The organism is Longimicrobium sp. (assembly GCF_036280135.1).
Lineage (GTDB): Bacteria > Gemmatimonadota > Gemmatimonadetes > Longimicrobiales > Longimicrobiaceae > Longimicrobium.
The window spans coordinates 1-7,287 of the sequence record NZ_DASURI010000865.1 but is presented as its reverse complement, the minus strand read 5'-3'; the positions used below and the strand labels follow the sequence as shown (position 1 = coordinate 7,287).

General features: G+C 73.4%; 2 protein-coding genes. Both read left to right on the top strand.

Translation table 11 applies throughout. The features are described from left to right. Positions 1-1,969: BamA/OMP85 family outer membrane protein (locus tag VFZ20_RS28020; protein ID WP_329687268.1), on the top strand; the 1,969-nt coding region annotated here is incomplete at its 5' end. Then, positions 1,966-6,975 carry a translocation/assembly module TamB gene (locus VFZ20_RS28015; RefSeq protein WP_329687267.1) on the top strand — a complete coding sequence of 1,670 codons (5,010 nt, stop codon included), beginning with the start codon at positions 1,966-1,968 and terminating at the stop codon, positions 6,973-6,975. The genes VFZ20_RS28020 and VFZ20_RS28015, both read left to right, overlap by 4 nt. Positions 6,976-7,287: the final 312 nt, after the last annotated feature.

Below are 7,287 nucleotides of genomic sequence, written 5' to 3'. Positions count from 1 at the left end.
CCTCGTCCTCCCGTTCTGCATCGGCAGCTTTGGCGAGGACGACTACCACCTGGACCTGGGCGTCCTGCAGCGCGACGTGGCCCGCATCCAGCTGGCCCACCGCGACGCGGGATACTACGGCACGCGCGTGCTCCCCGTGGTGGACGAGGTGGAGAACGGCGTGTCGGTGCGCTTTCGCATCGAGCCGGGCGACCTGACGACGCTCACGGCGTTCGAGGTGGCGGGGGCCGAGGCGGTGCTGGACACGGCGGCCCTGCGCCGGGCCCTGCCCCTGGCCGTGGGCGAGCCGTTTCGCCGCATCGACTTCCTGGCCAGCGTGGACACGGTGCGCAACCGGCTGCTGGACCAGGGGCGTGCGTACGCGCAGGTGCTGCGCAACTACGAGATCGACACCATCGCCGACGTGGCGCGGGTGCGGCTGGAGGCGGCGCCCGGGCCCCTGGTGACGGTGGATTCCATCCGCTTCCTGGGCAACTACCGGCTGGATCACGAGACGCTGCGGCGGCAGATGGCCGTGCAGGTGGGCGACAGCCTGCGCGCCACGGACCTGGTGCGCAGCCAGCGCAACCTGTTCGAGCTGGAGCTGGTGGAGTTCGCCTCCGTCGAGGTGGCGCCGGAGCGGCTGCAGGTCACGCCCGACAGCGCGCAGCTGCTGGAGGACAGCATCGGCACCACGGTGCTGGTGCGCATCATCGAGGCGCCGCGCTACGCCGCGGAGCTGGCGTTCGCGTACGGCAGCCGCGACTGCCTGCGGGCCGAGGCCCAGCACACGGACCGCAACTTCCTGGGCGGCGCGCGGCGGCTGCAGCTGCAGGGGCTCATCGCCAAGGTGGGCGTGGGCGACCCGCTGGGCGGGCTGGACCGCAGCCTGTGCCCCGCCTTCAACCCCGACGACCGGCTCACCCCCGAGGACTCGCTCATCGCTGACCAGCTGAACTGGCGGCTGGCCGCCAACTTCGTGCAGCCGCGCCTGTTCGGCACGCAGACGAGCGTGGTGCTGGGCGCGTTCACGGAGCGCATCTCGGAGCTGGACCTGTACGCGCGCGACGCCACGGGCGCGGAGATCGGCGTAGTGCGGCAGGTGCTGCCGCAGACGCTGGCCTCGCTTACCTTCGACGTGCAGCGGGGGCGCACGCGGGCCAGCGACTACTTCTTCTGCATCGCCTTCGAGGTGTGCACCCGCGAGGACATCGCCCTGCTGGAGCGCTCGCGGTGGAGCAACGCCCTCACGCTGGGGCTCACGCAGAACCGCGTGCGGCTGGACCCGTTCCCCACGGGCGGCCACCAGTTCCGCGCGGGGATCGACTACGCGTCGTCGTTCCTGGGCTCGGAAGACGAGTACCTGCGGGTGAGCGCGGACGGCATCGTCCACCGCGAGCTGCGGGAGGACTTGGTGCTGTCGCTGCGGCTTTCCGCCGGCACCTTCCTGACGGGCGTGCTGAACAACGAGACGGGGTACATCCCCCCCGAGCGGCGCTTCTACGGCGGCGGGCCCACGCACGTGCGCGGGTTCCGCTTCAACGAGCTGGGGCCCACGGTCTACATCGCCCGCCCGGTGCGCTCCGGTGACGGCGGGTTCGACGTGGAGATCGTCCCTTCATCCACGGGGGGAACGCGCACCGTGCTGGCCTCCGCGGAACTGACGACGCGCCTGCCCATCGGCCCACCTTCGCTGCGCGGCGCCGTGTTCGTGGACGCGGGGCAGGTGTGGGAGAGCCGTGACACGCTGGCCACGCGGCCGGGGCTGCGCATCACCCCTGGCGTGGGCGGGCGTTTCGCCACGCCCGTGGGGCCCATCCGTCTGGACGTGGCCTATAACCCGTACAACCGCGAACCGGGCCCGCTGTACGGCATCAACGAGCGGGGCGAACTGGTTCCCAATCCGCTGGACCCCCGATACGAACTGGAGGAAGGCCGCGGATTCCTGCGGCGGCTGGTGATCCAGCTGTCCCTGGGGAACGCCCTGTGACGACGCCGTCGTCGCCTCCGCCGCCCAGTCCGACGCCGCGCCGCCGCCGTCGGCGGCTGGACCGCGTGGGGCTGCTGCTCCTGGGACTGCTCGCGGGGATCCTGGTCTCCGCGGTGGCCCTGTACTGGTACGTGGACCGTTCGCGCACCCGGCAGGTGGAGGAGCGCATCCAGGTGGCCCTGGGGCTGCCGGACGAGGCGTTCGAGCTGGAGGACGTGGAGGAGGACGGCTCCCTGCGCATCGTCCTGCGGCAGGTGGCGTTCATGGACAAGGCGGGCGACACCATCGTCAGCGCGCCCACGGCCCGCGGCCGGCTCCTCGCGCGGACGCTGTCCACGGACGGGCCCATCGTCGTGGACCAGGTGGTGCTGGAGCGGCCCTTCATGCGGCTGCTGCAGCGGGCCTCGGGCGACTGGAACTTCTTCGACATCTTCAAGGCCGAGGCCGCCGGCGCCGCCCTGAACGTGCCCGAGGAGGAGCAGTCGCGCCCCATCGCCCTGCAGGGGGTGCGCATCGTGGACGGCACGCTGCGCGTGGCCACGCCGTACGCGGCCCCGGCCAACCCGCCCACGGGCCGCCTGGCCTCCCTCAAGCAGCCGGAGCGGGTGCGCAGCGGCGGACGGACGTACACCGTCCGCTGGTTGCGCGATGTGCAGGGCGCGCTCCCCCTCGTCCGCATCGGCCCCAACGGCGGGTGGCGGGCGGAGATCGGCAGCCTGACGGCGGACGTCACCAACCCCGACACGCGCATCGCGGCCCTGGCCGGCTGGGTGGAGCAGGACCCGGACGAGACCATCCGCTTCGACATCGCCACCTTCCGCACGCCCCGCAGCTCGTTCGACGGCGAGGGACGGGTGCGCTTCGCGGATGCCGGCCCCGTCTTCGACCTGAACGTCCGCGCGCACTCCCTGGCCTTTGCCGACCTGCAGGGGATGGGCTTTCCCATCCCCGCGGCGGGGACGGCGGAGTTCGCCCTGGCGGCCCGCTCGCAGCCCGGCGGACGGACGCTGTGGCGGATGACGGACGCGCGCGTGTCCATCCTGGACTCGCGCGCCGCCGGCCGGCTGACGGTCCTTACCGGACCCGACACGGAGCCCGTCTTCAGCGACACGCGCATCAGCCTGGACCCGCTCGTCCTGACCAACCTGGAGGAGCTGGGGTACGTGGATCCGCTCCCCCTCGTGGGCACCGTGCGGGGCGAGATCGCCAGCCTGGACGTGCTGGAGGCGGGCGAGGGCGGGCCCCTGCGCATCGACCTGGCCGCGTCGCTCCTGCCGCGCAACCAGTCCGGCGGCGCGCCGTCCGTCATCGCGGCCTCGGGCCTCGTGCGCTGGACGCCGGACGCGGAGAGCATGGCGCGCTTCTCGGGGCTGCGGGTGGAGGCGCGCCCGCTGCGGCTGGAGCACCTGGCCGCCATCCAGGAGCAGCCGAACGAGCTCCTGCGCGGCACGCTCACGGGCGCGGCCACGCTGAGCGGCACGCCCGCGGACCTGCGCATCGAAGACGGCGACCTGACCTACGCCGTGGGCGACGCGCCCGAGACGGTGCTGCGCGGGCTGTCGGGCCGCTGGGTGAACGGGACCACGCCGCGCTGGGAGATCAGCGCGCGGGCGCAGCCGCTGGCCCTGGCTACGCTCACGGAATTGTTCCCCGCGCTGCCCTTCCGCACGGCCACGCTCAGCGGCCCCATCCGCGCGTCGGGCGTGGGCGACAACGTGACGTTCGACGCGGACCTGCAGGGCGCGTCGGGCGGCATCGCCATGGAGGGCTCCGTCGTCCTGGGCGAGCCGCTGCGCTTTGACGTGAACGGCCGGCTCTCCGCCTTCCGCGCGTCCGGCGTGCTGACGTCCAGCGTGCCGCTGGAGGGCCCCCTGAGCGGCACCTTCAGCGCGCGGGGGGCGGCGGACGACTTCCGCTTCGCCGTGGACATGACGCAGGGCGGCGGGAGCTTCAACCTGGCGGGCAACGTGCGCCGCGCGGGGACGGACCCGTTCCAGTTCGACGTGGCGGGCCGGGTGGACAACTTCCGCATCGGCGCGCTCATCGGGCAGCCGGGGCTGCTGCCGGGCCCCGTGTCGGGCCCCATCGCCGTGAGCGGCGGCGGGCGGCAGCCGTACCGGTTCGACGTGGCGCTCACGGGCGAGCAAGGCTTGTTCGACGTGGAGGGCTACTTTGCCCCCGGCGACGTGCCCACCTACGCCGTCAGCGGCCGCATCCAGGGGCTGGACCTGTCCGCCCTTCCCGGCGGCGCCAACCTGCCGGACACGCGGCTGACGGGCACGATCGACGTGGAGGGCCGGGGGACCACGCCGGAGACCTTCGCCGGGCGGGTGGCGTTCGACGCGGCGCCGGGCTCCACGGTGGGCGGCGTGGCCCTGGAGGCGGCGACGGTGCGGCTGACGGCGGCGGAGGGCGTGCTGCGCATCCAGTCGCTCACGCTGGGCGTGCGGGGCGCGCGGCTGGAGGCCAGCGGCGCCCTGGGGCTCAACGCGCCCGCGCCGGAGGTCCTGCGCTTTACGGTGGACGCGCCCAACCTGGGCGTGCTGGCGGCCCTGCTGCCGCCCCCGGGCGCGTTCGAGCCGGCCGTGGCGGGCTCGCTGCGGGCCAGCGGCTGGGTGGGCGGCACGCTGCGCTTTCCCGAGGTGGCCGTGAACGGCCGCGGCAGCGGGCTGCGCTGGCAGACGTACGCGGCGGACCAGCTGGCGTTCGACGCGCGGCTGCAGAAGGGGCCCAGCATCTGGACGGGCAGCGTCAACCTGAACGGCGAGGGGCTGGCGTTCGGCAGCCAGACCTTCCGCGCGCTGGCCCTGGAGGCCAACCTGGCGCCGGAGGCCGCGTCGTTCGGCATCGACCTGCGCAAGGACGCCAACACGGACCTGCGGGCCAGCGGCATCCTGGAGCTGGCGGGGCTCACGCCCACGGGCGTGCTGCTGCGGGAGATGGACCTGCGCCTGCGCGACGTGCACTGGACGCTGGCCGTGCCCGAGGCGCGCCTGTCGCGCACGGACGCGGGCCTCGTCGTGCAGAACCTGCGGCTGGAGCGGGGCGGCGCGGCCACGGGCTTCATCGAGGCCAACGGCACCCTGCCCACGGCGGGGACGGCGGACCTGGTGATCCGCGCGGGCGGCATCGACCTGGCGGAGCTGCGGCAGCTGGCGCCCACCATGCCGGACGTGGGCGGCACGCTGGCCCTGGAAGCGTCCATCATCGGCCCCGTGGACGAGCCGCGGCTGCTGCTGAACGCCGGGGTGGACTCGCTGACCTACGGCGACTTCGCCGCGGACAGCGTGGCCGTGCGGGGCGAATACGCGGCGCGGCGGATGGCCCTGAACGCCAACCTGTTCCTGGCCGGCGACACCCTCGTGGACGCCACGGCCAGCGTGCCCATGAACCTCACGCTGGGCGGGCTGGTGCCCGGCTTCGAGCTGCTGCGTGACGACCCGCTGGAGGCCACCATCCACGCCCACGAGCTGCCCCTGGCGCTCGTGGCCGCGGCGGTGCCCACGGCCCTGTCCAACGGCGAGGGCGCGGCCGTGGCGCAGGTGCGGGTCACGGGCACGCTCAACGAGCCGCAGGTGGCGGGCAACGCCTCGCTGGCGGGCGCGCTCACCATCGTTCCCCTGGGGGTGCGGTGGACGGGGATCGACGCGGCCCTGCGGCTGGAAGGCCAGCGCATCATCGTGGAGCGGGCCCTGGCGCGGACGGCGGCCGGCTCGGCCAGCGTGTCGGGCCAGGTGCTGCTGGACCAGGGGCAGACGCCGCTGGTGAACCTGGTGGTGGTGCTGGACAACTTCCAGGTGATCAACAACCCCGACCTGGCCGAGCTGGAGGCCGACGCCAGGCTGGACATCACGGGCCGCCTGCCGCGGGCCGAGATCTCCGGCGAGGTGAACATCGAGGACGGCACCATCCACATCCCCGACCTGGGCGAGCAGGCCGAGGCCGACATCGTGGACGTGGAGGTGGGCGCCCTGGGGGCCGACACCGTCTCCGCCTCCGTCACGAGCGCGGCGGGGCTCGTGGGCGGCCTCATCCCCCGCGACGTGCGGGTGAGCATCGGCGAGTCGGTGTGGCTGCAGAGCAACGAGGCGCGCATCCAGATCGCCACGGACAATCCCCTCAACATCTACGAGGCGGGGGGGCAGCCGCGCATCTTTGGCGACGTGCGCGCCGAGCGGGGCACGTACCGCCTGCAGGTGGGCCCCATCGAGCGCGAGTTCGAGATCGAGGAGGGCACGGTAAGCTTCGCGGGCACGCCGGAGCTCAACCCGCGCATCGACATCCGCGCGCGGTACGAGGTGCGCAGCCGCGAGCCGGGCACGGCCGACATCGGCGTGATCGTGCAGCTGGGGGGAACGCTGCAGCAGCCCACGCTGGCGCTCAGCAGTGACACGCGGCCGCCGCTGCCGCAGTCGGAGCTGCTCACGCTGCTGGTGTTCGGCCGGCGCAGCTCGGAGCTGGCCAACATCCCGCAGGAGTTCACGCAGGGCATCATCCTGGAGCAGCTGGTGGGCGGCGCGCTCACCAGCAGCATCGAGGAGGCGTTCGCGGACCTGGGCGTGTTCGACTACGTGCGGCTGCGGGGGCGGCCGGCCAGCTCGGGGCTGGGCGGCGGCATCGGCAACATCAGCAGCGACATCTTCGCGTACGCCAGCATCGAGTTCGGCAAGGAGGTGTTCGACGACTTCTTCCTGGTGATGGAGGTGGTCGACCTGCTGAGCGCGCCGCGGGTGGGCTTCTCGGCGGAATACGAGGCAACGCAGACGTGGACGTTCCGCGGGGCGTGGGAGCCCGTGCGGCGCGACCCGCTGCTGCTGAACCTGGACCGCCGCAGCCGGCAGATCCTGCTGGAGGCGCGGCGCCGGTGGGAGTACGGCCGTCCGCCGCCGCAGGACATCGAGCTGGACGAGGGCCCGCCGCCCCCTGACGCCGAGCCCGGCCCCGCCGAGCAGAGCACGCCGACGGGCCAGCCCCCGCCCACGCCGCCGCCGGACGCGCCTCCATGAGCGCGCTGGCGGATGAAGGATGACGGTCGGATGATACGAGACGGGCGACGCACTTCGGGTGCGTCGCCCGTCTTCGTTCGTGTGGCGGATGCGATGCGGTGGATGCGATGCGGAGCTCGGGGGAGGGCAGATTCAGATCACGACGCGGCGCCCCAGCCTGAGCGGATAAATCCGCCGCTACGACAGCGGAAAGCCCTGTTTCGCGCCGACGCGCTCTGCGAACAGGGCTTCAAGGGCCAACGCGGGCCGCCACCCGGCAGGGGACCATGGTCCCCCCACAGGGTGGCGGCGGTGCAGTCCGCGCAGGCGGAC